The sequence below is a fragment of the Exiguobacterium sp. s56 genome (assembly GCF_018618255.1).
GTDB classification, from domain to species: domain Bacteria; phylum Bacillota; class Bacilli; order Exiguobacteriales; family Exiguobacteriaceae; genus Exiguobacterium; species Exiguobacterium chiriqhucha.
On sequence record NZ_JACSLR010000005.1, the window covers coordinates 74,414 to 98,357 of the forward strand.

The 23,944-nt window shown below is 53.2% G+C and carries 21 protein-coding genes and 1 pseudogene; 4 read left to right on the forward strand and 18 right to left on the reverse strand.

From position 1 onward, the window contains the following. Positions 1–151 precede the first annotated feature (151 nt). From pnpS to dnaE, 12 genes are all read right to left on the reverse strand, one after another. Positions 152–1,879, reverse strand: a complete 1,728-nt coding sequence (gene pnpS / locus KNP71_RS06870; RefSeq protein WP_021065627.1) for a two-component system histidine kinase PnpS — start codon at positions 1,877–1,879, stop codon at positions 152–154. After that, positions 1,876–2,580, reverse strand: coding sequence for a response regulator transcription factor (locus tag KNP71_RS06875; protein ID WP_021065626.1), 705 nt, complete (start codon positions 2,578–2,580; stop codon positions 1,876–1,878). The genes pnpS and KNP71_RS06875 overlap by 4 nt, the downstream gene beginning before the upstream one ends. Before the next feature lie 185 nt (positions 2,581–2,765). Continuing rightward, positions 2,766–3,701 (reverse strand): malate dehydrogenase, encoded by a 936-nt coding sequence (gene mdh / locus KNP71_RS06880; RefSeq protein WP_021065625.1) that lies wholly within the window; start codon positions 3,699–3,701, stop codon positions 2,766–2,768. 30 nt (positions 3,702–3,731) lie between these two features. Further along, positions 3,732–5,000 (reverse strand): NADP-dependent isocitrate dehydrogenase, encoded by a 1,269-nt coding sequence (icd, locus tag KNP71_RS06885; protein WP_029595182.1) that lies wholly within the window; start codon positions 4,998–5,000, stop codon positions 3,732–3,734. A gap of 118 nt (positions 5,001–5,118) precedes the next feature. Next, positions 5,119–6,231 (reverse strand): citrate synthase, encoded by a 1,113-nt coding sequence (citZ, locus tag KNP71_RS06890; RefSeq protein WP_021065623.1) that lies wholly within the window; start codon positions 6,229–6,231, stop codon positions 5,119–5,121. Between the two features lie 183 nt (positions 6,232–6,414). Next, positions 6,415–6,879 (reverse strand): DUF441 domain-containing protein, encoded by a 465-nt coding sequence (locus tag KNP71_RS06895; RefSeq protein ID WP_021065622.1) that lies wholly within the window; start codon positions 6,877–6,879, stop codon positions 6,415–6,417. Positions 6,880–6,946: 67 nt separating this feature from the next. Continuing rightward, positions 6,947–8,689 (reverse strand): pyruvate kinase, encoded by a 1,743-nt coding sequence (pyk, locus tag KNP71_RS06900; RefSeq protein WP_021065621.1) that lies wholly within the window; start codon positions 8,687–8,689, stop codon positions 6,947–6,949. A gap of 95 nt (positions 8,690–8,784) precedes the next feature. After that, a complete protein-coding gene (pfkA, locus tag KNP71_RS06905) occupies positions 8,785–9,753 on the reverse strand; it encodes a 6-phosphofructokinase (protein WP_029595181.1) in 969 nt (322 codons plus the stop codon). 160 nt (positions 9,754–9,913) lie between these two features. After that, positions 9,914–10,849: an acetyl-CoA carboxylase carboxyltransferase subunit alpha gene (locus KNP71_RS06910; RefSeq protein WP_021065619.1), complete on the reverse strand. Its 936-nt coding sequence runs from the start codon at positions 10,847–10,849 to the stop codon at positions 9,914–9,916. Next, entirely contained in the window at positions 10,842–11,696 is an 855-nt protein-coding gene (gene accD, locus KNP71_RS06915) for an acetyl-CoA carboxylase, carboxyltransferase subunit beta (protein WP_029595180.1), read from the reverse strand. The genes KNP71_RS06910 and accD overlap by 8 nt, the downstream gene beginning before the upstream one ends. A 14-nt stretch (positions 11,697–11,710) precedes the next feature. Next, positions 11,711–12,265 carry a FadR/GntR family transcriptional regulator gene (locus tag KNP71_RS06920; protein ID WP_029595179.1) on the reverse strand — a complete coding sequence of 185 codons (555 nt, stop codon included), beginning with the start codon at positions 12,263–12,265 and terminating at the stop codon, positions 11,711–11,713. Positions 12,266–12,339: 74 nt separating this feature from the next. Beyond that, positions 12,340–15,510, reverse strand: a complete 3,171-nt coding sequence (dnaE, locus tag KNP71_RS06925; RefSeq protein WP_353049139.1) for a DNA polymerase III subunit alpha — start codon at positions 15,508–15,510, stop codon at positions 12,340–12,342. Between the two features lie 102 nt (positions 15,511–15,612). On the opposite strand from dnaE, the gene KNP71_RS06930 reads away from it, so the two are divergent. Continuing rightward, on the forward strand, positions 15,613–15,804 hold the full coding sequence (locus tag KNP71_RS06930) for a YtzJ family protein (RefSeq protein WP_021065615.1): 192 nt from the start codon (positions 15,613–15,615) through the stop codon (positions 15,802–15,804). A gap of 18 nt (positions 15,805–15,822) precedes the next feature. On the opposite strand, the gene KNP71_RS06935 is transcribed toward KNP71_RS06930, so the two are convergent. Next, complete coding sequence (locus tag KNP71_RS06935) at positions 15,823–16,788, reverse strand: DHH family phosphoesterase (protein ID WP_031199843.1); 966 nt, start codon at positions 16,786–16,788, stop codon at positions 15,823–15,825. Between the two features lie 77 nt (positions 16,789–16,865). On the opposite strand from KNP71_RS06935, the gene KNP71_RS06940 reads away from it, so the two are divergent. Further along, positions 16,866–17,180 (forward strand): YtpI family protein, encoded by a 315-nt coding sequence (locus KNP71_RS06940; protein WP_235045157.1) that lies wholly within the window; start codon positions 16,866–16,868, stop codon positions 17,178–17,180. Between the two features lie 44 nt (positions 17,181–17,224). On the opposite strand, the gene KNP71_RS06945 is transcribed toward KNP71_RS06940, so the two are convergent. Further along, positions 17,225–18,535 (reverse strand): DRTGG domain-containing protein, encoded by a 1,311-nt coding sequence (locus KNP71_RS06945; protein WP_021065612.1) that lies wholly within the window; start codon positions 18,533–18,535, stop codon positions 17,225–17,227. A 161-nt stretch (positions 18,536–18,696) separates the two neighbouring features. Here KNP71_RS06945 and KNP71_RS06950 point away from each other — a divergent pair, with 161 nt between their 5' ends. Further along, entirely contained in the window at positions 18,697–19,794 is a 1,098-nt protein-coding gene (locus KNP71_RS06950; protein WP_029595176.1) for a M24 family metallopeptidase, read from the forward strand. 43 nt (positions 19,795–19,837) lie between these two features. On the opposite strand, the gene KNP71_RS06955 is transcribed toward KNP71_RS06950, so the two are convergent. Together KNP71_RS06955 and KNP71_RS06960 are read right to left on the reverse strand one after the other, a co-directional pair. Continuing rightward, on the reverse strand, positions 19,838–20,560 hold the full coding sequence (locus KNP71_RS06955; RefSeq protein WP_029595175.1) for a metallophosphoesterase family protein: 723 nt from the start codon (positions 20,558–20,560) through the stop codon (positions 19,838–19,840). Positions 20,561–20,572: 12 nt separating this feature from the next. Further along, entirely contained in the window at positions 20,573–21,298 is a 726-nt protein-coding gene (locus KNP71_RS06960; RefSeq protein ID WP_021065609.1) for an SDR family oxidoreductase, read from the reverse strand. 183 nt (positions 21,299–21,481) lie between these two features. Here KNP71_RS06960 and KNP71_RS06965 point away from each other — a divergent pair, with 183 nt between their 5' ends. Further along, on the forward strand, positions 21,482–21,919 hold the full coding sequence (locus KNP71_RS06965) for a universal stress protein (RefSeq protein ID WP_021065608.1): 438 nt from the start codon (positions 21,482–21,484) through the stop codon (positions 21,917–21,919). A 48-nt stretch (positions 21,920–21,967) separates the two neighbouring features. Here the strand turns inward: KNP71_RS06965 and KNP71_RS06970 are convergent. Together KNP71_RS06970 and KNP71_RS06975 are read right to left on the reverse strand one after the other, a co-directional pair. Further along, a pseudogene (locus tag KNP71_RS06970) lies at positions 21,968–22,534 on the reverse strand (serine hydrolase); the annotation flags it as partial. Between the two features lie 136 nt (positions 22,535–22,670). After that, on the reverse strand, positions 22,671–23,762 hold the full coding sequence (locus tag KNP71_RS06975) for an RNA-guided endonuclease TnpB family protein (RefSeq protein WP_029595174.1): 1,092 nt from the start codon (positions 23,760–23,762) through the stop codon (positions 22,671–22,673). Between the last annotated feature and the right edge of the window lie 182 nt (positions 23,763–23,944).

A 23,944-nucleotide genomic window follows, 5' to 3' on the forward strand; every position in this document is an offset into this window, starting at 1 on the left:
AAAAAAGACCCTTTTCTAGTTACTAGAAAAGGGTCGATCTTCCCGATCGAGTGGAGATGAGCACCAATCGGGACACGAGATGATGAAGAGGTCTCATCCATAGAGTAGCATCGCTTTGTAAAGCCGGTATGAATTCACCATGAATTCCTTGTTAAGCACTCGGGAATTTGATGGTGAACGTCGTTCCTTCGCCTTCGACGCTATCGACTTGAATCGTCGCGTGATGGAGATCGACGATATGCTTGACGATGGCAAGACCAAGACCCGTCCCGCCGGAGTTTCGGCTCCGCGCCTTATCGACCCGGTAGAACCGTTCAAAGATTCGGCCCACTTCTTTCGGCGCGATGCCGATGCCGTTGTCTTTGACGATCAAATAAGAGCCGTCCGGTCTCTTCTCGACCGCAATCTCGACCTGGCTACCTTCCGGCGAGTAGTTAATCGCATTGGCGACGAGATTCAAGATGACTTGTTTGATTCGGTTCATGTCCGCCTGCAAGACGACTTCCCCATCATGACGCGACTCCAAGTGAATCGATTTCTGTTCCGCTTTTTGACTGAGCACGAGACAGACTTCCTCGACGAGCTGATTGAGTTGGACCGGGGTGAACTCCAAATGGAAGTCTTCCCGTTCGAGCCGCGACAGTTCGAGCAAGTCCTCGACGAGCATCTGCATGCGCGTCGCTTCCTTTTGAATGATATCCAAGAATTGATCGCGTAGTTCCGGCACTTCTTTCGCCCCGTCGAGCAGCGTCTCGCTGAAACCACGAATCGACGTGAGCGGCGTCTTCAGTTCATGACTGACGTTCGCGACGAAATCCTTGCGCATCTTCTCAAGTCGCTTCAACTCGCTGATGTCGTTAAAGAGAAGCGTCGTCCCGCGCAACATGCCTGTATCACTGAAAATCGGTGCGGCCGATACCATATACGTCTTTTGGTTGAAACCGGACCGAATCGATAGTTGTCGGCGATGCGGCTCCTCTGTCAAATAGACGTCTTCAATCAGCGTCTCAACGTCCGGGCTCGGCAAAATTCCATGATAAAACTGACCGATCATCAACTCATCATATTGGAACATGTCGCGATACGAGCGGTTGACGAGCGTCACGATGCCACGTTCGTCGACCAAAAGTAACCCTGCCCCCATATACTCGATGAGCGACTCAAGCCTTGCCCGTTGAACCGATTCCCCGAGTGAGATTGTCTCCAAGTTGCGGGCGAGCACGTTAATCGACCCGGCCAGGCTGCCCGTCTCCTCATCGTTTCGCAACTCGTAGACGCGGGCCCGATAGTTCCCGTCCGCCAGTTCCCGCAAGACGATGGTCGCCTCGTCGATCGGTCGGATGAATTGGTTCGTCAGGTTGTGTAACACGAAAAGGATTAAGAAGAACGAGAAAATCAAGGCTAGCGCGATGGTCAGCCAAATCCGGTCATACACCCCTTCCAAATCGGAGACATAACGGATAAAACTCAAATATACCGTGTCACCGGATGACAGTTCGATCGGCTTCGTGAACTGAATCAAGTCCTCGCGTGTCTCGTTGCCGAACGTCCCGCCTTCCGGAATCGACGAGGCATCCATCCGGAAATCAAAGGAACCGACCCGAAACGGTGTCCCGGCGATGACTTCCATCCGACGATTGAGGAGCAAGATATCGAAACTGCTCTCATCATCGATTTGACCGACGTAGTCTTGGATGTCCGCAAGGTCGCCTCCGTCTAAATAGAGCGCGGCCAACTCAGCGTCTTCTTTCAAGCGGTCGCGTTCAGAATCTAAATAGAAGTCTTTGAACAATTGACCGAGCACGATCCCGAGGGTCAATAAGACGCCCGTCACGAGCAGGATGAGCGTCGTCAAAAACCGCGAGCGGTACGTCTTCATTCGGGCATCGGCTCTTCCATCTTATAACCGAGGCCGCGAATCGTCTTGATATAGGTCGGTTTTTTTGTCACCGGTTCAATCTTCTCCCGGAGGTGACTGATGTGAACGTCCACGATGCGCGTATCTCCGACGAAATCGTAATTCCATATCGCCGACAAGAGCTGGTCGCGCGTCAAAACGCGTCCTTTGTTCTTGGCTAAGTAGGCTAACAGTTCGAACTCTTTCGGTGTCAACTCGAGCCGTTCGCCGTTTTTGAACACTTCATAGTTCGACGCGATGATTTTCACGTCGCCAATCTCGATGACGTCCGTGTCTGTCGCCGGAGCTTCTTGTGGGGCCGAACGGCGCAGGATGGCTTTGACCCGGGCCACGACTTCTCGTGGGCTGAACGGCTTCGTCAAATAGTCATCGGCACCGAGTTCGAGGCCGAGTACTTTATCGAACTCATCGTCTTTCGCCGTCAACATGAGAATCGGTGTGTTCACTTTTTGTTGGCGGAGCCGTTTGCAAACTTCGAGACCGTCCATCTCAGGCAACATCAAATCGAGGACAATCAAGACGGCATCTTGTTTCTCGGCCAGTTCAAGTCCGGTCTTTCCATCGTGCGCCGTCTCGACTTCGAATCCGGCTTGTTCTAAATTAAACTTTAATAACGTCGCAATCGACACCTCGTCATCGACAACAATTACTTTATCAGCCACGCTTAGTTCCTCCTCTAATCTATCTGTTCAGTCATGTACACTACCTATTTTACAAATCAATGCCACCTACGACCAACCTCAAAGCAAATCTTTACAAAAACAAAACAAATCCACGTTCTGCTTTCAGTGTAGCATGCGCCACGCATACAAAAAACCTCGTCTGCCATGGCAGACGAGGTAAGCCCTCAGTTGAGGACGTTCAGGACGGAGCGGACCGAGTCGGCTGAACGCTGTAGCGCCGCCGTTTCGGCTTCCGTCAATTCAAGTTCGAGCACACGTTCGATTCCGTTCGCACCAAGAATCGTCGGAACACCGAGATACAAGTCGTGGAAACCGTATTCGCCGTCGAGATACGCGATGGCCGGTAAAATACGCCGTTGATCTTTGAGAATCGCTTCGACCATCTCGACGATGGCCGCGGCCGGCGCATAGTAGGCCGATCCGTTCCCGAGCAGTTGGACGATCTCACCGCCGCCTTTACGGGTCCGATTGACGATTGCTTCGATGCGGTCGGTCGGCAACAATTTCTCGAGCGGGATTCCTCCCGCATACGAGTAGCGGATGAGCGGGACCATGTCATCCCCGTGCCCGCCGAGCACGAATCCAGAAACGTCCTTCACGGATATATTCAACTCCGCAGCGACGAACGTCCGGAACCGGGCCGTATCAAGCACACCGGATTGACCAATGACCCGCTCTTTCGGGAAGCCCGACTCTTTGAAGGCGGCATACGTCATCGCGTCGACCGGGTTCGTCAAGACGATGATAATCGCGTCCGGCGAGTAACGGGCCACTTCTTTCGTGACCGCCCGCATCACTTTGGCGTTCGTCGAGACGAGGTCGTCCCGGCTCATGCCTGGCTTGCGCGCGATTCCCGCTGTGATGACGACGATATCCGAGTCCGCCGTTTCGGCATAGTCCGACGTCCCTGTAATCCACGAGTCAAACCCTTGAATCGGCGCCGTCTCTTGCATATCGAGCGCTTTTCCTTTCGTCGGGTTCTCGTTTTCTTTGATATCGAGCAAGACGACGTTACCGAGTTCTTTTTGAGCCAAATACAGTGCCGTCGTGGCCCCCGTGAATCCGCTACCGATAACCGAGATTTTATTGCGACGAATCATTGTGCTCTCCCCCTTGGTTTAGCTGATGTCTTACATGTTTTTAATTAATTCATCCGCAAACTCTGAACACTTCACTTCTGTCGCGCCGTCCATGAGACGAGCGAAATCGTATGTGACGACTTTCGAGGCGATCGTCTTCTCCATCGAGTTGATGATGAGGTCAGCCGCTTCGTTCCAGTTCATATGACGAAGCATCATTTCACCAGACAAGATGACCGATGACGGGTTGACCTTGTCGAGGCCGGCATACTTCGGTGCCGTACCGTGTGTCGCTTCGAAGATAGCATGGCCCGTCACGTAGTTGATGTTCGCTCCAGGGGCGATCCCGATTCCGCCGACTTGGGCAGCGAGCGCATCCGAGATGTAGTCACCGTTCAAGTTCATCGTGGCCACGACATCGAACTCACGCGGACGTGTCAAAATCTGTTGCAAGAAGATATCAGCGATTGAATCTTTTACGATGATTTTGCCTTCTGCTTCTGCTTTCGATTGCGCTTCATTCGCAGCCGCTTCGCCTGATTCTTCTTTGATACGGTCATACTGCGCCCATGTGAAGACTTTGTCGCCGTACTCTTCTTCTGCAAGCTCATAGCCCCAGTTTTTGAAGGCGCCTTCTGTGAACTTCATGATGTTTCCTTTATGAACGAGCGTGAGCGATTTACGGTTGTTCGCGATGGCGTACTCGAGCGCCGCACGAACAAGACGTTTTGTTCCTTCAGACGAGATTGGCTTGATTCCGATTCCAGACGTTTCTGGGAAACGGATTTTGTTGACGTTCATCTCTTCTTTCAAGAATGAGATCAACTTCTTCACTTCGTCGCTACCTGACGCGTATTCGATTCCTGCGTAGATATCTTCTGTGTTCTCACGGAAGATGACCATGTCTGTATCCTCTGGGCGTTTGACCGGTGAAGGGACGCCTGTGAAGTAACGGACCGGGCGCAAGCACGTGTACAAGTCAAGTTCTTGACGGAGTGCTACGTTGAGTGAACGGATTCCGCCGCCGACCGGTGTCGTCAATGGACCTTTGATGGCAATCAAATATTCACGGATTTGATCGAGTGTCTCGTTTGGAAGCCATTCGCCTTTTTGGTTGTAGGCCTTCTCCCCAGCGTACACTTCCATCCATTCGATTTTCTTCTCGCCGCCATATGCTTTTTCGACAGCCGCATCAAAGACGCGCACTGATGCGTTCCAAATATCAGGTCCTGTGCCGTCGCCGATGATAAATGGAATCGTCGGTACGTTTGGTACGTTTAATACACCGTTTTCAACTGTAATCTTTTCGTTTTGTGTCAACATAATGAATCCCCCTAAGTACATTTATGTAGGCCGACGCGAGCGCCGACCTACGTCAATTGTTAGTTTACCAAAGTTTATGTCTAAATTGTGACTCGAACTTCTCGTTCGGCGTCAATTAACGCTCGTTCACCGGGACGTATGACCGGTTCGTCTCGCCGATGTATTCAGCGCGAGGACGGATCAAACGGTTGTCCGCGTACTGCTCGAGGATGTGGGCAATCCAGCCCGACATGCGTGAGACAGCAAAGATCGGCGTGAACAACTCTTCGTCGAGGCCGAGCGCGTAATATGTTGACGCCGAATAGAAATCGACGTTCGGTTTCAAGCCTTTTTCCGTCTCGACGAGATGATCGATTTTCTCAGACATCTCGTACCATTCCGGTTCGCCGATTTGAGCAGTCAATTGGCGGCTCATCTCTTTCAAGTGTTTCGCGCGTGGGTCGCCGTCCTTATAGACACGGTGACCGAAGCCCATGATCTTCTCACGGCGTTCGAACTTGCCGCGGACGTAGTCTTCGACTTTGTCGACCGATCCGATTTCATGAAGCATCTTCATGACCGCCTCGTTCGCACCTCCGTGGAGCGGGCCTTTAAGGGCGCCCATCGCCGCCGTCACACCAGAATAAATATCCGACAATGTGGCAACGCAGACGCGTGCCGTGAACGTCGAAGCGTTCAATTCATGGTCGGCGTGAAGGATGAGTGCCTTGTCAATCGTCTTCTCGGCGACCTCGCTCGGCTCTTCTCCATTCAACATGTACAAGAAGTTGCCCGCATAAGACAAGCCCTGTTTTGGTGCAACCGGTTGTTCGCCTTTACGAAGACGAGCGAATGCCGTCACAATCGTGGCGATTTGCGCTTGGAGACGAATCGCTTTGCGCATGTTCGCTTCCGGACTCATATCTTCAGACTCTTCATCATAAAGCGCGAGCTGTGAAAGTGCAGTCCGAATCGTCGCCATCGCATTGGCCGATTTCGGTGCCCGTTCGAGCGTCGCGATGACGTCTTCTGGCAATTTGGCTTCTTTCACGAGCGCTGCTGAGAGCTCAGTTAATTCATCTTCTTTCGGAAGGCGGTCGTTCCATAATAGGAAAACAACCTCTTCGAATGTGGCGTGGTCTGCCAAATCGTCAATCGTGTATCCTCCGTAAGTCAATTGTCCGTCGATAATCGAACTGACTTTTGAGGCCGCTGCCACAATTCCTTCTAAACCTTTTGTCGTTGACATCAATAACTCCCCCTCAGTCTTTAAAAGTGATCGACCGCATATACAGTCTGTGTGTAGGGAATAAGGGCGAGGAGTCGAAGACTCTCCCCAATCCGTTTCGAGCTCGCTCCACCCTGTCCTTTATCTAGTATAAACAATTTACTGAAAAAAAGAAATGTAAGCGTATCCAGCCGTCAAAAAATGTCAGAACCATTTTTGTAACAGGCTAAATCCACCTAAAATCAAGGCGGCGATGCCGGCTCCGACGAGCGGTCCGACCGGCACGCCTTTCATGAAACCGACGGCCAGGATGGTCCCAGCGAGCAATGCCGTCGTGACGACGGGGTCGACCCGCATCAGTTGGACCCCTTGGCCGGCGGCAAGCGCGACGAAGATTCCAGAGGCGAACGCGATGATGCCGACTGGACCTTTAATACTATTCCACAATTCCCGGAATCCGATGTCGCCGGTCGCAATCGGCACGAGGACGGCAATTGTAATAATCGTTACCCCCCAATGGATGCCTTTTGAGGCGAGCGTCGGGAACAATTGGTCGCCGAATCCGACCGCTTTAATAATCAAGAGGACGCTGCTGGCGATGATGACCGACTGGTTATGGGAGATAACCCCAATCAATACGAGCAACAGCAAGAATAAATAGGCACTCATCACACACTCTCTTTCTGAATGGAAAAAGAACCGACCTCATGAAAAGGTCGGTTCGATTGGCATTCGATTACGCGTTGTAGATTTTACCAGTAAGTGGGTCGATTGAAATCATCTGTCCGTCGCGGAACGTTGATGTCGCTGATTCGACACCGACGATAACCGGCTTGCGGAGTGATGGTCCAACGATACCGGCATGGCTCGTCAATCCACCGTCTTCTGTGATGATTCCAGCCGCTTTTTCAATCGCTGGCATCATTTCTTTATCTGTGAATGGTGCGACGAGGATCATGCCCTCTTTCGCTTTCGCATTCGCTTCGTCTGCATTGTTCGCAACGACGACTTCACCGACGAGACCACGCTCACCGATCCCACGTCCGTTTGCGAGGGCGTGACCGACGATATGAACTTTCATCATGTTTGTCGTACCAGCAGTCGCAGCCGGGATACCAGCCGAGATGACGACGAGGTCACCGTCTGTAACGAATCCAGCGTGACGAGCTGCTTCTGAAGCTTGTACCAACATCTCATCCGTGTTGTTCGGCATCGTGTCAGCCACGATTGGGTACACGCCCCAAACGAGGTTCAATTGACGTGCCACACGCTCTGACTCTGTGACCGCGATGATGTTCGCCTCTGGACGATACTTCGCTGTACGAGCAGCCGTGTAACCTGATTGTGTCGGTGTCAAGATCGCTTTCGCGTTCAAGTTGATTGCCGTGTGGGCAACCGCTTGTGAGATCGCATCCGTTACCGTGTGCTCACTGCGCTTCTGACGATCTTTGAGCAAGTTTTTGTAGTCGAGCATTTGCTCAGTACGAACAGCGATTGCTGCTTGCATTTGAACTGACTCGATTGGGTAGTCCCCTGCTGCCGTCTCACCTGAAAGCATGACTGCGTCCGTACCATCGAGGATGGCGTTGGCAACGTCAGATGCTTCCGCACGTGTTGGACGCGGGTTGCGTTGCATTGAATCAAGCATTTGTGTAGCCGTGATGACCGGTTTCCCGAGGTCGTTACACTTCTTGATCAATTCTTTTTGAACTGGTGTGACTTCTTCTGTTGGGATCTCGATTCCGAGGTCACCACGAGCGACCATCAAACCGTCAGAAATCGCCAAGATTTCGTCGATGTTGTCGACACCTTCTTGGTTTTCGATTTTTGGATAGATTTTGATGTGTGACGCGTTGTTGCGCTCGAGAAGTTGACGAATCTCAACGACGTCAGACGCACGGCGTACGAACGATGCCGCGATGACATCGATGTCTTGAGAAATACCGAACTCGATGTCGGCGATGTCTTTGTCTGTAAGGGCAGGAAGGTTCACTTTGACGTTAGGCAAGTTGACACCTTTCTTCGTCTTGATGACGCCTTCGTTTTCGATGACGCAGCGAAGGTCACGGTTCGGGAGTTTCTCAACGACAAGGAGACCAATGAGTCCGTCGTCGAGCATGATGCGTGAACCGACTTCAACGTCTTCGTACAAGCCTTCGTACGTGACTGAGAAACGATCTTTCGTTCCGACGATTTCTTCTGTCGAGACGATGATGACTTCTTTGCCTTTTTCGAGGAGTGCTTTTCCTTCTTCAAACGTATGTGTACGAATTTCAGGACCTTTCGTGTCAAGAAGTACCGTCACGACTTTACCGGCAGCTTTTGATGCTTCGCGAATGTCACGGATACGTGCGCCGTGCTCTTCATAGTCACCGTGTGAGAAGTTGAGACGAGCGACGTTCATTCCGGCTTCAATCATTTCTGGAAGACGTTTCTCTGAAGCTGGTCCAATCGTACATACAATTTTCGTTCTACGCATAAATAAAAACCTCCTAGGGGATGTATTACATTTACACACAGAAAACGGGGGGTCAACCGACCTGATCCCGTCTCTGTGGAGTTCACTGCTACTCGTTAAATCGAAAGTTGGTTCGAAAGATCAATCAACTGCATATCAATCGAATGTTTGTTATGGTCGAGCGCTTCATCGATATCAAGATCCATCATCTTACCGCCGCGGATACCGACAACACGTCCGGCTTTGCCTTCGAGTAAAATCTCAACGGCATACGCACCCATGCGGCTCGCAAGCACACGGTCAGCAGCAGTCGGGGAACCGCCGCGTTGGATATGTCCAAGAATCGTTACACGCGTCTCTGAGTTTGTCTTCTCAGCGATCATTTTTCCGATTTCTTCGGCACTGCCTGCGCCTTCGGCGACAACGACGATCGAATGTTTCTTACCGCGCGCCACACCATGGTTGATGCGGTCGACGATGGCACTCAAATCTTCTGGACGTTCTGGGACGAGGATTGACTCGGCACCACCGGCAAGACCGGCATAAAGTGCGATGTCACCTGCATCACGACCCATTACTTCGATGACGTACGTCCGCTCATGCGACGACGCCGTGTCACGGATTTTATCAATCGCGTCAAGCGCCGTATTGAGCGCCGTATCGAACCCGATTGTTGCATCCGTTCCTGGGATATCGTTGTCAATCGTTCCTGGAAGCCCGATTGTCGGGAATCCAAGTTCCGTCAACTTCTGGGCGCCACGGTAAGAACCGTCGCCCCCGATGACTACAAGCGCGTCGATATTGAATTTCTTCAACTGCTCGACCGCTTTGGCACGGCCCTCTTCCGTTCTAAACTCAGGGCAACGGGCAGAACGTAAGAATGTTCCTCCACGCTGGATGATGTCACCGACAGAACCGAGGTTCAATTCAACGAGATCTCCTTCGATTAGACCTTGATAGCCGTTATACACACCGTACACTTCTAGACCTTCGAAAATCGCTTTTCGGGTCACGGCACGGACTGCAGCGTTCATTCCGGGGGCGTCTCCCCCACTTGTCAATACCGCAATACGTTTTAAATTCACGTCACTCACCTCTTATGTGTTTTAACGAAATCTGAAAATAAAATACCATGTCTGACCTTTGTTTTACAACACAAGTATGTGAAAAAAAAGCATGGGGTATGCTCAAAAGCAGTCAACTCGTGAGTGATTTAACGTGAACGCAAAGCGATTGTTAACGTTTTCACGAGCCAATTGTGCCAATTTCATGATATTTGGCAGCGCGCCCTTGCAACAACTCGTTTTGAGTCCGTCCTCGCAACTCAGTCATGTGTTGTGCTAATACAGGCTTTAAGAGTGATGACTGTAATGACACATCGATATGGGCACCACCAAACACCTCGGTGACGACTTCATCGACAATCCCTAAATTCAACAAATCTTGTGCCGTAATCTTCATCGTTTCCGCAGCGCGTTCCGCAAGCTTCGCGTCTTTCCAAAGCAGGGCAGCCGCGCCTTCTGGTGAAATGACCGAGTACGTGCTGTTTTCAAGCATGAGCAACCGGTCGCAAACACCAATCCCGAGCGCACCGCCCGATCCGCCTTCCCCGATGACAATCGAGATAATCGGAACTTTCAACGTCGCCATTTCAAACAAGTTGCGGGCAATCGCTTCGCTTTGTCCACGCTCTTCGGCCGCTTTCCCAGGGTAGGCGCCTTTTGTATCGATGAACGTGATGACCGGACGATTGAACTTCTCTGCTTGCTTCATGAAACGAAGCGCTTTGCGATAGCCTTCTGGATGTGGCATCCCGAAGTTGCGTTTCATGTTCTCTTTCGTGTTCCGCCCACGTTGATGACCGATAATCGTCACCGGGACGCCGTCGAGTGTGGCCAATCCCGCTACAATCGCAGCGTCATCATAGCCGTGACGGTCACCGTGCAACTCGATGAAATCCGGGAACAGGCGATCGATATAATCGAGCGTCGTCGGGCGTTTCGGATTTCGCGCCAGCTGCACGCGATCCCACGGTTTCATATTCCCATAAATGTCTTTTTCTAATCGATGAAGCTTCGCTTCAAGGTGACGGATTTCACGGGATAAATCGATTCCTTTCGTCTCCGCCGTCTCACGCAACTTCCCGAGCTGTTCATTTACTTCTTTGATTGGATCAAACATGATGGACCTCCCCGCCGTGTAACACGATCATCTTCTTCAAGAACGAACGCATCTGTTCACGATGAACGACGGCGTCCAATTGACCCGCTTCTAATAGAAACTCGGCAGTTTGGAAGTTGTCTGGCAATTTTTCACGAATCGTCTGTTCGATGATGCGACGACCGGCAAAGCCGATCAACGCTCCAGGTTCGGCGACGTTCACATCACCAAGCATCGCGAAACTCGCCGACACGCCACCTGTTGTCGGATGCGTCAAGTAGGCGACATACAGAAGACCCGCCTCGTCATGTTCTTTCAAGGCGATTGACGTATTGGCCATCTGCATCAAGCTGACCATGCCTTCTTGCATGCGGGCACCGCCCGAGGCCGTGAACAAGACGACCGGCAATCCGTCTTTCGTCGCGGTCCGGACCGCCGAGGCGATTGCTTCTCCGACGTAGGCGCCCATCGACCCCATACGGAAACGGGCATCCATGACGCAGACGACGACCGGGAGCCCATCGATTGTGGCACGACCGCAAACGATTGCTTCCTCAATCCCAGTTCGTTCCCTGTCTTTTTTCAATTTATCTTCATAATCTGGAAAATCAAGCGGGTTCTCTTTGACGAGCGGTCCCGCAAATTTTTCAAACGATTGACCATCGACCAACATGTGAATCCGCTCATCTGCACTGAGCGGGAAATGGTAGCCGCAATCACACACTTTATGATTCTCGTTTAACTGTTTCGTGTAATGCATATATTTACAAGATGGACATTTCGTCATCAAGCCTTGTGGTGCATCAATCTTTGGTTCTCGTTGACGCAATGGCATATATCGTTTAGGTTTCTTGAAAAAAGCAGTCATCGCTTCCCCCTCGTTCATTCCGGCATCCCCGCCCCACGCCACATCTCCAATAATCGTCTACGTTCGTCTTCCGTATATAGGTCGCCTGCGTCCGTGCCGTCATAAAACCGGTTCACTTCGCTCCAGATTCGAATGAACAGTTCATTCTTTAATCCGAAGATAAGGTTTTGCCTGAAGGCGCGGTCCGTCTCAACGCTCGACTCGAGCAACGCGATGCGTTCCGGGGTCGGTTCGACCTCCGTCAACGCCAAGCGCTCAAGCAAACGCAACATATCGACGATGTCCGACGCCTTCGTCTGTTTCGTGACGATGAACTCTGACAAGATTTCAATGTAACGGTGCCGATCCTGTTTGCACAAAAACGTGCCGCCGCCGTGTTTCGTCTCAACAATCCCAAGGAAGCTGAGAGCCCGTAATGCTTCACGGACTGAGGCACGGCTGATGGACAGCGTTTCAGCGAGTTCCCGTTCTGACGGGAGACGGTCGCCCGGCTCGAGTGCGGCCTGGACGATTAACGTTCTGATTTTAGAAATGTTTTCGTGAAATGAGGATGCGTGTTTTCCATGCATCTGACCGTTCAACTCCCTTTTGGATGGCATTATCTCTAAAGTGGTCAGACCAATTAAACAGATTATACCACTTTTTATGACTTGGTACTAGTTCCCGTGCCGGGCAATTTCGAGTCGACCCGTTTCAACACAACATCCGTATCGCCGAACCGCTGCCTCAATCCTTGTAACAATGCTTCTGTCGGATTGACGGCATATGTCGAGGCGAGTTGTTTCACTTCTTTCGAATCAGAGAATCGGCAAATGACGGGGACATCCCCTGGCGCTGTTCGCAATAGTTCTTCAAGGTCGGCGAACGACTCCAGACGCAATCGGACAAACAACGCTTGGCCGTGGAGAGGCCGGACGCGTTCGACGACGAGTTGGCGACGCCCGTCCCGTTCATTCGGATGCACCTCGAGCAAGAGGACGTTCCCGACGTAAAGTGAACGAGAGAATTGGGTGAACACGCGTGGAAAAATCACGACCTCGTCTTGCGAGACGCCGTCATCGACCATGACAACACCCATCTCTTCATTCTTTTTCGTCTTGAACGTACGAATCGCATCGACATAGACGACGATGAATCCCCGTTCGCCGTTCAACACTTCATCGATCGTCACCGTCTCAATCGAGAGCGGGGCGACCGTCGTCAACGGCGAGTGGACGATCCACGTCCCGAGTGCTTCCCGTTCTTCTTCGGACCAATTCGGCTCGATTGGTGCCGAGCGCTTCAAACCGAGTGCGGACAGCTCATCTGGGAGCAGATGCGTCTCTGTCTCCTCGCGAAGCCGTTCAACGGCCTCGAACGCACGGTGGCGATCGCCGTGATACATCCGGTCGAGAGCACCGGCTCCGAGCAGGCGCCGCAACTTCGGCTGGTCTTTCGAGCCCCACTCCATCAGTTCGAGCAGACGTTTTACGTCGGTGAATTCGGAATGGTGTTCAATCAACCGTTCGACGTCGCGTTTCGTCAAGCCTTGGACCGCCTTCAACCCGAGACGGACCCCTGGCCCTTCTAAAAAGGCCCCGGCTTGGCCATGAAGGACGTCCGGCGGATAGACGGGAATTTTCCCTTTTCGCAGCATGCGAACGAGTTGGTTCGTCTTGTCGTACGTAACGAGATAAAAAATCCGCTCGAAGTGCGCCTTCACGAAAGCCAAGCGATAACTGATTAAACTGTAGGCCACCGCGTGCGAACGGTTGAAACCGTAGCCCGCGAACTTCTCAATCCACGAGAATACTTGTCGCATCGAGTCGCTGTCGAACCGCTCCGACGAACGTTCCAAGAATCGACTCTTCTCAACGTCGATGGCCGCTACATCTTTCTTGGCGATGGCACGGCGAATCAAATCGGCCTCGGCATACGAGTAGCCGGCAAGTTCTCGCAGGAGGCGCATGACTTGCTCCTGATAGACGAGCACGCCGTTCGTCGTACGCATAATCTCACCGACGACCGGGTGGACCGGCTGATGCGGCATGCCATGCTTTCGCTTCGCATACGTATCGATAAACTGCATCGGACCTGGACGATAGAGCGACATCGTGACGACGATATCCTCGAACGTGGTCGGCTTCACTTGCCGGAGCGCTTGTTTCATCCCTTCCGATTCGAACTGGAAAATCCCGTCCGTGTCACCGCGAGCGAGCACCCGCAACGTCTTGGCGTCATTCAATGGAATTGTCTTCAGCGAGAACAGTTCATCCGTCTCGCGAATGAGCGTCTCCATCTGACGGAGTCTAGTCAAGTTGCGCAGGCCAAGCAAATCGATTTTCAACAGGCCGAGCGCTTCGAGATCCTTCATATTATATTGGGTCACTTGCTCCCCTGCTGTCGGCTGTAACGGGGTGACGTCATCAAGCGCGTCGCGACTGAGTACGAGTCCGGCCGCGTGGACCGAGGCTTGACGGGGCAATCCTTCGAGCTGGGCGGCGATGTGTAACAGTTGCGACCGCTTCTGACTGCCGGCGAACCATTTCATCTTCGTCGGATTGGCCAAAATCCCGGCCAACCCGTCGTCTTTCACTTGTTTGCTGGCCGCCTGCCCTTCTTCAAGCGTCAGCCCGAGCGCCCGCGCGACATCACGTAGCGCCGCTTTCGCGCCGAACGTCGCGAGCGTCCCGATTTGGGCGGCGTGGTTGGCCCCGTATTTATCGAGGACATAGCGGACGACCTCGTCGCGCCGCTCGTCTTCGAAGTCTAAATCGATATCCGGCATCGTGATTCGTTCCGGGTTCAAAAAGCGTTCAAATAACAGCTCGAACCGGACCGGGTCGACCTCGGTGATGTGAAGCGCGAAACTGACGAGTGATCCGGCCGCGGACCCACGCCCCGGACCGACTTCAATGCCTTGCTCCCTAGCGTAACGGACGATATCCTCGACGATGAGGAAATACGAGGCGAAACCGGTCCGCGCTATGACGTCGAGTTCATAGCGGGCTCGTTCGATATATTCCTCTTGGAACAAGTCGAGCGCCTTCAATCGTTCGGCGACGAGACGCTTCAGTCGGTCGATCGCATGTTCAATCTCTGGAATCGACGAGGTCGCCTCCGGCAAGCGTGTGACCGAGATGAGGGATTCGAACTCGTCCAACGCCTCAAGCTCGATCGGATCGAACCAATCGTTCATTTCGCTCGGCAGTCTTACGTACTTTCCTTTCCGATGCACATCTTCTTGTGAGATGAGCTCGCCTTCACCGATGGCGACGATGGCGCGATACGCCTCGAAATCCTCCGGTCTCATGTAACACGTGTCCGGGGCCGGTACGAGTCGTGTCCCCAGTTCGTCACGCATCTCGCGTAATTGCCGGAGCATCAGCGTCTGTTCCGTCGACTGCGGCGCCGGCAACCCGAGCCACAGTCTGTCTTCATTCACATAACCGAGCAAATGGTTATAGAGACGGCGACGGTGAACCGGGTCGTTCGCTTTCCAGTTCTCCGGTAAGATGAGCACCGCCAGTTCGGTCGCTTCGGTCAAGCCATCGGCCTGGACGATGCGATACAGTTCGGGCACTTGTTCATTGGTCAACGCATAGACGAGAACGGAGACGTCGAATCCATCCATTCGCAGCGTCGTCCGTAATCCAATAACGGGTTTAACCGCATAGCGTTCACATAATCGGACGAATTGCGGCAAGCCGTATAACGCATCGTCGGCCAAAGCGACTGCTCGACTCCCCCGTTCGGCCATCTGGGTGACATACTGTTCGAGCCGAATCGTACTTTGCATCAAGCTATAAGCCGATCGTACATTCAAGTGGATCACAAGAGTCCCCCTTTCTTTTTTCACAATTGTCAAACTCATTTTGGCACTTGTCTGATACAATAATTATAGACAAAACTTCTCCTAAAAGGGGGTATAAACCGTATGATTATTAATCGGGGTAAAATCGCACGTGACAAGCTAGAGAATTTACAGAACGGCCAGACCGTCTTCGCCGATAGTCCGGAGATTATCGAACGACTCCGTCGTTATATCACCGAGTATCAACTCGATGTCGTCGAGGATGTGACCGACCGTGGTACGTGGTTCATTCCACAAGAAGAGGATAAACGCTGAAGAGAGCTGACCAACGGGTCAGCTCTCTTCAGTTTCGAACGTGAACGGGGCCGCGACTTCATCGAGCGCCGTGATCACCTCGTCCATCTCTTCCCATTTATCGATCGTGGCACCGGCGGCCATCGGATGACCACCGCCGCGATAGCGTTTCGCCACTTCATTGATGACCGGTCCTTTCGAACGGATCCGGACACGAATCTCGTCCTTGTTCTCGACGAACATGACCCAACACTTCAGCCCTTCAAGGCCAGAGAAGCTGTTGACGAGCAGCGACGCCGCTTCCGGTGTCGCATGGAACGTGCGCAAGACGTCTGCATCGATTTTGACGTAGCCGACACCCGCGTCGGTCACATTGACGTTTTGTAAGACATAGCCTTGGAGTTGCAACGTCGCCAAATTCGTCTTATACATTTGACGATACAACCGGTTCGTATCGATACCATGGTTAATCAGTTCGGCCGCGACTTCGAACGTACGTGGCGTCGCGTTGCGGAACTGGAACCGTCCCGTGTCGCCGACGATTCCGGCGAACAACAAGAATGCGGACGCCTCGTCAAGTTCAAGCCCCCAAATCCCTGCAAGTTCAGCAATCATCTCTGAGGTGGAACTGACCGTCGTGTCGACGATTTGATGGGTCGCATACGCATCTTCGTCAGGGTGGTGATCAATCTTGACTACCGTTTTGCCGGTCAAGGCGTGCGGCCCATCGATTCGTTCATGGTTAGCCGTATCGAGCACGATGACGAGCGCCTCTTGATACATCTCCGGTTCGACATGCTCCATCTTACCTAAAAACTCTAAATCACGGACGATACCGCCGACGACATAGACCTGCTTTTCCGGATAGGCGACTTCAAGAATCCGCTTTAATCCGAGCTGACTCCCGAGCGCGTCAGGGTCGGGACGGACGTGTCGATGAATCATAATCGTGTCCGCCGCTTCAATCAATTTCAATATCGTTGCTGCCTCTGGCCAATGTGCCATTGCCATTCCTCGCTTTCTTGAACACTATTCTATGGTATGATGATAACAGATTACACGTCTGAAAGGGGTTTCTTCACTTGGGTCAATTAGTTATGATCGGACTCATTCTGTTTTCGTTAGGCGCTTACTTCGTTTCCAAACGACGCGCTTATTTGACGAAGACACCGTACCGGAAAGCACTGTTCAACACGCAAGCGCTCATCTGGCTGAGCATGTTTCTCGCACTCTTCGCCGTCAACCAAATGGTTGGCGGACTCGGACTCGGCTCGACGATCGGTTGGATCGTCAGCATCGCTATGCTCGTCTTGGGTGTCGGCAACGCCATCGTCGGGTTCATTCGCTATCGTAAAATCTATCCGCTCGCTAGCGAAGAGCCAATCAACCAATCATAAGAGAAATAGAAACGAGCTGATGATGGCATCAGCTCGTTTTTTTGTTAGCGGTCAATCAATTGCGCCGTGACAAGCGCCTTGGCGACGAGTTGGGTGCCTTGTGTCATCTCGACATCGACTTTCCCGAACTTCCGGCCAAGGTCGAACACGTTGGCCGAGACGCGAATTTGACTCTCGATTTGAATAGGTTTCATAAAGTAGACCGTAATATTTTCGACGACGAGGTCGCCTTTTTTCATATGGCGCAGACTGCGGGTCGCTCCTTCGACGAGCAACGTCGTCAACACCCCTGACGATGCCGTCCCCATGTGGCTCGTCATCTGTGGAGCGACCTCGACGGTGAACGCCGTCCCGTTCGAAGCCGGATCTTCTTTCAACTGGTTCGTGATCATATTGTCGAACGTCTCGCCGACTTGCGGTTGGCGGTTGGCGAGTTGGAGCGCCTTCAACACGTCTTGGCGGCTGATGATACCGAGCAGACGGCCATAGTTATCAACGACCGGCAACATCTCGATGCCTTCCCAAACCATTTGGTGCGCCGCATTGGTGACGCTCGTCTGAACGCCAACCGTGATCGGGCTCTTCGTCATCACTTTCTCGATCTCGGTATCATGCGGCCGGTCGAGCAAGTCTTTCGCCGTGATGACGCCGACGACTTTCATCTGCTCGTCGATGACGGGATAGCGGTTATGTTTCGTCCGTTCGTTCAGTTCGTGCCACCGTTTGACCGTATCGTCCACTTTCAAATAGAACGTGTCGTGCAGCGGGATGACGATATCCGAGACGAGTAGAATCTCTTTTTTAATCAAGCGGTCATAGATGGCCCGGTTGATCATCGTCGCGACGGTGAAACTGTCATACGACGTCGAGATGACCGGCATGTGATACTTATCGGCCATCCGTTTCACTTCATCGGTCGTGTCGAATCCCCCCGTGATCAACACGGCGCCACCGGACTGGAGCACAAGTTCATGCGCCTTTTCCCGGTTTCCGATGATGACGAGTGAGTCGACGTCGATATATCGCATCATCGCCTCAAGCTTCATCGCCCCGATGACGAACTTCGAGAGCGTTTTATGGAGCCCGTCTCGGCCACCGAGCACTTGCCCGTCGACGATATTGACGACTTCTGCGAACGTCAGCTTCTCAATGTTCTCTTTATGTTTACGCTTGATGCGAATGGTGCCGACCCGTTCAATCGTCGAGACGAAGCCTAAATTCTCCGCTTCCTTGATGGCCCGATACGCCGTTCCTTCTGATACTGCCAATTCCTTCGCGATTTGGCGGACCGAAATTTTAGATCCGACATCGAGCGACTCGATATGTGCTATGATCTGTTCATGTTTTGTTGTCATGTCACGAGTCCCTTTCCTCAATACATTTTCTGTCATCCTCAGTATACTGTATCAGTCTTCCTTCTTCAAACTGTACTACTGAAAATGTGACATTTCCTTTCCGTTTTGGAAAACGGTATAATGAAACAGAACGCCAATGAACGAGAAGGAAGGGAAACGAGTTGAATCAACGAACCAACCATATTGCACAATCTTTGGCCACTAAAGGGTTAGACGCTGCTTTTGTCACGTCGAAAGCATCAGTCTTTTATTTTTCGGGAGTATATGCCGAGGCACATGAGCGGCTCATCGCCATCCTCGTCTTGAAGAACGGCACGACCGCTCTCGTCTGTCCGGCACTTGAAAAAGGCATCGTCGAGGCGAGCGACTGGAATGGCGATATCGTCACGTACATGGACCACGAAAATCCATGGGACAAAGTCGTCAAACTGTTCCTCGACCAACAGATTATCCCCGAGCGCATCGGGATTGAAGGCGAGCATTTGACCTACAACCGCGTCGAACAGCTCCGCGCCGGCTTTGCCGGTCTCTCAATCATCGACTTGACCGAAGAGCTTCAGGCGCTTCGCATGATTAAGTCTCCGGACGAGGTCCGCCTGATGAAACGCGCCGCCGAACTCGCTGATATGGCGATTGAGGCAGGGATTCGCACCTTGCGTGAAGGCGTGACCGAGCTCGAGGTCATCGCCGAGATCGAATATGCGATGAAGAAACAAGGTGTCCGCGAGATGTCGTTCGACACGCTCGTCTTGTTCGGCGAGAACAGTGCCGATCCGCACGGCGTACCTGGTAACAATCGCTTGAAGAAAGGCGACTTCGCCTTGTTCGACCTCGGTGTCATTTGGCAAGGCTACGCCTCGGATATCACGCGCACCGTCGTCTACGGCGAAGCGAGCACGAAGCAACGTGAGATTTACGAGACCGTCCTTAAGGCCGAAGAAGCCGCCATCGAGATGGCGAACGTCGGGACGACGCTCGGATCCATCGACATCGCGGCTCGCCAAGTCATCACGTCGGCCGGCTACGGCGAATACTTCACGCATCGCGTCGGACACGGAATCGGCATCGAGGTGCACGAATTCCCGTCGATGGCGGCCAACAATGATATGACGGCCCAAGTCGGGATGACGTTCACCGTCGAACCAGGAATTTATCTCCCTGGCGTCGGCGGCGTCCGCATCGAAGACGATATCGTCATGACCGAGAGTGGTCCGATCTTGTTGACGAGTTATCCGAAGACGCTCCAAGAAATCAATTGAGTCACAACAAAGACCAGCCGTACGCGGCTGGTCTTTTTCACGGTCAATAAAAGAGTCGGAACATGACGTCACGTTGCGGCACATCATTCCGTTCCATCGCTTCCAGAAATGCCTGCTTGTCATAACGGACCGACTGCGGATGGATGGCGAAGCCTGTCTCATCCCACTCGAGGATGCCGTAACGGGCCAAATCGTCACGGGCGACACCGAGCGCACCGGGATTGAAATAATGTTTCGTGTCGTCATGGAACACATGCTCCGGATGATGATGCCCGAAACAGATGACGTCCGCTTCATAAGACCCATACAACGACTGCATGTTCGAAAGTGTCGCCTCGACGATGTCATGGAACGGCTCCTCGGTGATCGGCACGTCCCGCTTCTCGCTCGGGATATGATAATGAATCCCATATACCCGCGTACCCTCGACAACGCGTTCAATCGTACGCGGCAACTTGAAGAGCGCGTCCGCATAGTCAGGCCTAAGCGTGCGCGCCACCCACTCGTGATGCGGACGGGTATGGGCATAACTGTCAGGGTGACCCGTCCCGGCCATGAGCGACAAGACAGCCTCATCATGGTTGCCGGTGATCATGTGTACACCACGGTCGAGCAGACGTGCCATCACTTCGTTCGAGTCGGGCCCCATCGCGATCATATCGCCCAAACTCCAAATCTCGTCGACCTGCTGGCGATCGAGCTCGGCCAGCACCGCGTCGAGCGCTTGGACGTTTCCATGGATATCGGTCAACATGGCCAATTTCATGCGGTTTCCTCCTTATTTTCGGTATTGATGGACGACGTTGACACCTCCGGTCACATCGATGATGGCACCTGTGACCATATCGGAATCACGGGCGAGCAGGAATAGAATCATGCGGGCGATGTCTTCGCCCGTCCCGTGTCGTCCGACCGGGGTCTGGTCGTCCGGTTCGGCCGCTTCGATTCGCATTTCTTTTTGCGCGCCGACGATATTGCCCGGGTTAATCATATTGGCTGTGATGCCGTGTGCCGCTTCCTCGAGTGCGACCGATTTCGTCAAACTGACGAGCCCGGTTTTGGCGGCCGCGAAAGCCGACCGATGAACCCAGCCTGGTGCCGTCCCACTCTCCGGGAAGCCATATGTGATGATGCGGCCGAATCGTTTTGCCCGCATACTCGGGATAGCCCGGCGCATCAGCCAAAACGAGGCTGACAAATTGCCGCTGATGACCTCGTCCCACTCCTCGTCCGTCAAATCGACGAGACACTTCCGTTCGAAGATGTAAGGCCCGGCGTTCAAGATGAGCGCGTCCGGCTCTCCGAATTTGGCCACCGCCTCTTCATAGCCACTCAGGACAGCTTCGCGGTCCGTCAACGGGGCCTCGACCATATGTAACCGTTCATGTTGCCAATCGATCGGCTTCCGCTGCAATACACTGACGTGCCAACCTTCCTCCAATAATCGTTCCGTCACAATGCGGCCGATCCCTTTCGCACCGGCCGTGATGACTACATGTTTCATCGTCATCCCTCCTCTGTATCATCTTACCCGTTCCGCTTGCCCATTTCCAAACTTCAACCTGTTCCATCAGAAAGTTGTGAAAATTTCACACATTTCTGAAAGAACCGGGCGTGAATTGAAGCAGAAGTGGTATACTATACATGTAAGCCGCACGTACATTTCAAGCGAAAGGTTGGGATTTACATGGCAATTGTCTACAAACATATTCTATCTGCCGTCGACGGCTCGAAAGAGGCCGAACGTGCATTTGAAACAGCAATCGACGTCGCACTTCGAAACGATGGCAAACTGTATATCGGACACGTCATCGATACACGGACATTCGCCACGGTTGAAGCGTACGACCGGACGATTACCGAGCGTGCCGAGACGTATGCGAAAGAACTGCTCGAGGACTACGTCAATCGCGCGAAAGAACGAGGTGTCAAAGAAGTAGAGACGGTCATCGAGTACGGCTCTCCGAAAGTGACAATCGCTAAAAAAATCGCACCGAATCACGACATTGATCTCATCATCTGTGGAGCGACCGGGTTGAACGCCGTCGAACGCTTCTTCATCGGTAGCGTCTCTGAAAGCATCGTCCGCTACTCGAAGTGTGACGTGCTGATCGTCCGCCAATAACGTTTCAAGGGCCAACGCGCATGCGTTGGCCCTTTCGTGTGTAGTCGCTTATGGCATCAGGTTATCAATCGGTCGAACCGTCTCAGCCGCCAAATTACTGAACTCGCGAAGGTAATCGAGGTATCGATCGCCACCATAATTATAGAGTTTGTTATACATCCTGACGACGACGGTTCGATAAGCAGGAATAACCAATAGCAATGGCCCGGTGTTCCCAAGAATTTGATACGACCCAGCTGGTACAGCCTCCCCTAGTTCGCTCCACGCTTTCGGCTCGCCTTGGACATACCAAAACAGTCCGTTTGTCGGGAACGTTGAGTTGGGATATGCGGGACTTTGAATCGATGTCGCGAGACGAATCATTTCTTTCGGCACAATCTGAACTCCACGATGACGTCCGTTATTCAGATGAAGATTGCCCCATTCCGCGAATTCTCGCGCAGTCGTATGTAGGTTCGACCCCATTCCATCATCAAAAGGATACAACTTATACGACGCTTCCTCGTCAGGATCGTCAATGACTTTGACGAAACTCGGTGCCGCATCGGTCGCCCATTCCGTCCGCGAGAGTCCCATCGGCTGAAACACCCGCTCTCTTAATAAGTGAGTGAAGTCATATCCGTATAACCGTGTGAACTACTCACCACTTATTTGCTTCGCGAATTGAAGTGGGAGCTTCTTGGGAAGACCGTGCTTTGACCAGCCACGATTATGGGCCAAGCTCGTCGGGCAGTCCCTGCCCTGAGGTGTTTCAGTTGGCGAGGCGCAACAGGTTGAGGCTCGCGTTGACGTCGCGGTCGTGGTGCGCGCCGCACGCGGCACACGTCCACTCCCGAATTTGTAAGTCTTTCTTGCCGCCGTTCTCGCCACAGCTCGAACAGACTTGGGTCGAGGCGAACCACGGGTCGGCCTTGATCAGCGTCCGGCCGTAGAATTTACATTTATATTCGAGTTGTCGGACGAACTCGCCCCACCCGGCGTCCCCGATTGATTTCGCCAGGCGGCGGTTTTGCATCATCTCCCTCGGCTTCAGCGTCTCGACCACGACGACTTGGTTCTCGTCGACGATGCGTCGCGACAGCTTGTGGAGGAAGTCGTGCCGGCGGTTCCGTACCTTTTCATGCTTTTTAGCCAAAAGGAGCCGGGCCTTCTCGCGGTTCCGGCTGCCGGGCTTCTTGCGGGCGAGGGCGCGCTGCGCTTGTTTGAGCCGATCTTCGGCCTGTCGCAGGTTGCGCGGGTTCGCGATCTTCTCCGTGACGAAATCGTCGTTCGTCATGGTGGCGAAGTGTTCCAGCCCGAGGTCGATCCCTATGTTGTGCTCGGCCGGGCCCCACGGCTCGTCATCCTGCTCGACGAGGAGCGACACGAAGAACGTGCCCGTCCTCGTCATCGACACGGTCGCCGAGCGGATCTCCCCGTCGAAGCCGCGATGCTGTGTGAACCGGATGAACCCGACCTTCGGCAGACGGACTTTTCCCGTCTCGATGCGGATCGTGCCGTGCTGGTTGTTCGTCGTGTAGGACGCGCGCGATTTCCGTCTCGACTTGAACACCGGGAAGCCGGCCGTCCCGGCGAAGAACTTCGCGAACGCCGCGTCGAGGTGCAGCTTCGCGTTCGCGAGCGCGAGGCTGTCCGCCTCGCACAGGAACGGGAACAGCGGCTTGTAAGAGGCCGGTGTCGGCGGTTTCCGCCTCGGTCCGCCTGCCGCCTTCGCCTCCTCGTGGATGGTGATGCGGTCCTCGAGCAGCTTGTTGTAGATGAAGCGGGCGCAGCCGATCGTCTTGATCAGGAACTCGGCCTGCGTCGCCGTCGGGTGGAGCCGATATCGGTAGCCCTTCAGCATGTCCGTCCCTCCTTTGCCCGGTACCAGGATGATGCTTGTCCCATTCCGATACCCGCGGAGGGGGCGAGGAAATCTGACGGAATCACGAACTTTTGTTCGTCGTCCTGTCACAGCGGTGGCCAAGGGCGTCAGGGACGGGCGATTCATCTCCTACCTACGCTGGGCCGTGCCCCGAGACGCTT